Annotated in this window: 3 protein-coding genes; 2 read left to right on the forward strand and 1 reads right to left on the reverse strand. The window is 65.9% G+C overall.

Translation table 11 applies throughout. From position 1 onward, the window contains the following. Window positions 1-296: peptidylprolyl isomerase (locus tag ACESL8_RS00200; protein ID WP_372914667.1), on the forward strand; the 296-nt coding region annotated here is incomplete at its 5' end. Between the two features lie 70 nt (window positions 297-366). Here the strand turns inward: ACESL8_RS00200 and ACESL8_RS00205 are convergent. Then, window positions 367-1,794, reverse strand: a complete 1,428-nt coding sequence (locus tag ACESL8_RS00205; protein ID WP_372914669.1) for a DEAD/DEAH box helicase — start codon at window positions 1,792-1,794, stop codon at window positions 367-369. A gap of 278 nt (window positions 1,795-2,072) precedes the next feature. Between ACESL8_RS00205 and ACESL8_RS00210 the strand changes: the two genes are divergently transcribed. Continuing rightward, on the forward strand, window positions 2,073-2,366 hold the full coding sequence (locus ACESL8_RS00210; protein ID WP_372914671.1) for a hypothetical protein: 294 nt from the start codon (window positions 2,073-2,075) through the stop codon (window positions 2,364-2,366). Window positions 2,367-2,645: the final 279 nt, after the last annotated feature.

Genomic DNA, 2,645 nt, shown 5'->3' on the forward strand with positions numbered 1-2,645 from the left:
TCATGGCGCAGGGCGGCTGCCCCAAGGGCACCGGCACCGGCGGTTCCGACCTGCCCGACCTGAAGGCCGAATTCAACGACGTGGCGCACGTGCGCGGCGTGTGCTCGATGGCGCGTACCAGCGCGCCGAACAGCGCCAACAGCCAGTTTTTCATCTGCCTCGATGATGCCAGCTTCTTGAATCGCCAATACACGGTGTGGGGCGAAGTGACGTCGGGCATGGAATTTGTCGATGCGCTGCCCAAGGGTGAACCGCCGCGCAGCCCGGGCAAGATCGTCAAGGCCACCGTCGCCTGATCCAGCCAACCTGAAACTAAAGAAAAACCCCCGCCAGATCGCTCTGGCGGGGGTTTTTTCTGTCAGAAATTCAGCGACCGGCGGGCGAACGCCGGTTGCCATTGTCGCGCTGGCCCGTGCGTTGGCCGCCAAAGCCGCCGCCGGGACGGCCCTGCTGCGGGCGGCCGCCGCCGGGACGGCCCTGGCCGCCTTCGCGGCGAGGCGCACCATCACGGCCGCCCCCTCCACGGCCATCGGCATGCACCACGGCGCGCGGGTCGCGGCCGGAATGGCCGCCGCGGCTGCGGTCGGAACCACGCTCTTCACGCGGCGGATCGGCAGCGGCCGGGCTGGCCTTGATCAGCTTGGCCGTCAGCCCCACCAGATCGCGGAAATTGGGCGGCAGCGCCTGCACGTCCAGCTGCATGCGGATAGTGCGCTCGATATCCTTGAGCAGCGGGCGTTCATCGGGAGCGCACAGCGCAATCGCCCGGCCATCACGGCCAGCCCGCGCGGTGCGGCCGATACGGTGCACATATTGTTCGGGCACGTTGGGCAATTCATAGTTGAAAATATGGCTCACCGCCGGGATGTCGAGGCCCCGGGCGGCGATATCGGTCGCCACCAGCACCTTGACTTCACCAGTGCGAAAACCGGTGAGCGCCCGCGTGCGCTGGGCTTGGCTGCGGTTGCCGTGGATGGCTTCGGCGGTGATCTTGTGGGCCGCCAGCTGGCGCACCACGCGGTCGGCACCGTGTTTGGTGCGGGTAAAGACGATGGTGCTGGCCACGTCCTCGCTCACCAGCAAATTGGCCAGCAATGCCAGCTTTTCGGTTTGGGAGACATGGATTACCGATTGCACGACGCGTTCGACCGTGGTGGCGGCCGGCTGCACGGCAACCTTCACCGGGTTGCGCAGGTAACGCTGGGCCAGTTCCTCGATCGCCGGCGGCAGCGTTGCGGAAAACAGCATCGTCTGGCGTTGTTTGGGCAGCAAGCCGGTTATGCGCTTGAGATCATGGATGAAACCCAGATCCAGCATCTGATCGCATTCATCAAGCACCAGCATTTCGACATGGCCAAGGTCGCAAGAACCCTTCATCACCAGATCGAGCAGACGTCCCGGCGTGGCGACCAGCACATCGACGCCCGGAAACAGCGCGCGTTCCTGACGGCCGATCGGCACGCCGCCGAATACTACGGCAACCGACAGCTTCATGTAGCGACCATAGGCCTGGAAGCTGGCAGCAATCTGGCTGGCGAGTTCGCGGGTGGGGGCGAGCACGAGGGCGCGGGTGGAGATTTTAAGGCGATGTTTTGGCGTTGCCGCCAGCCGGTGCAGCATGGGCAGCGCAAAGGCTGCCGTTTTGCCGGTGCCGGTCTGGGCGAGGCCGAGCACGTCGTTGCCGGCCAGTGCCGGCGGGATCGCGGCCTGCTGGATCGGGCTGGGCGTATCGTAACCCTTTTCGGCAATGGCGCGCGACAACGGCTCCGCGAGAGCGAGTTCAGAGAAATTCATGATTGAGTTGTTCCAACAATATCAGTCGCCCGGGAGGCACCATGCCAACCGGGAGGGCCAAAGACCCAGGGTTGACTGGCAACCCGCGTGACAAGGGAAGCAAGCTTGGGGGGTGGGGCCTTGGAGCCTATCGTTCCGATCACGCGCCCATCGAGTTGTGAGCGGCCTTTGGACGAGTTGCGCGGGAAAGTCAAATATCGGCACACGCCGGTTGCGCCGCTCCGGCCGCTCTGGTTAGCTTTCCCCTCGGCTGGCGAGGCCACGGGGGGGGGAGGATCATGAAGACGCAGTTGCTGGCCATGGCGGCCATAATCGGCCTGGGCTGGGCCGGTTTGACCAGCGCCTTCCCGCGCGCCCGCGACCTGGGTGTGCCGTTTGATGGCACGCCAGGGCCGCTGAATGCCATCACCGGCGTGGCGGGCATCCAAGGCGTCGAAGACGCTATGATCGCCGCCACAACCATGACCAGCGCCGATTGGTGGACAATATCCGCGCCGCCACAACCTGCTGCTGCCCACCAGGTGACAGGCGCGCTGGCGAGGCTGTCGCCCGCCGCAATCTGCTTTGCCTGAAACATGATTGTCACCGATACGTCACATCCAGCCGATAGGGGCTGGCCCTGAGGGCGAATCCGGCTAGGCTCGATCGGGCTTGCGGATGGAGGTTTTAAGGGTGCAGCCGCTGATCGCGACCAAGGACACACCGCCGTGGCCCGCCCGCCTGCTCACGGCGGCCGAAGTGGCCGGCTGGGCGCTGGTCGGGCTGGTCGCGGCGCGACTGCTGTGGCTGGCGCTGACGCCTGCCGGGGCGCTGGGCGTATCGGCGGGCGTACCGGCGGGGGGACTGCCGCA

Source organism: Sandarakinorhabdus sp., from assembly GCF_041689835.1.
In the GTDB taxonomy this organism is placed as follows: domain Bacteria; phylum Pseudomonadota; class Alphaproteobacteria; order Sphingomonadales; family Sphingomonadaceae; genus Sandarakinorhabdus.

Bases quoted from the DNA above. Each gene is read 5' to 3' on its own strand.
- ACESL8_RS00205 (WP_372914669.1), bottom strand. From the start codon at position 1,794: ATGAATTTCTCTGAACTCGCTCTCGCGGAGCCGTTGTCGCGCGCCATT.
- ACESL8_RS00210 (WP_372914671.1), top strand. From the start codon at position 2,073: ATGAAGACGCAGTTGCTGGCCATGGCGGCCATAATCGGCCTGGGCTGG.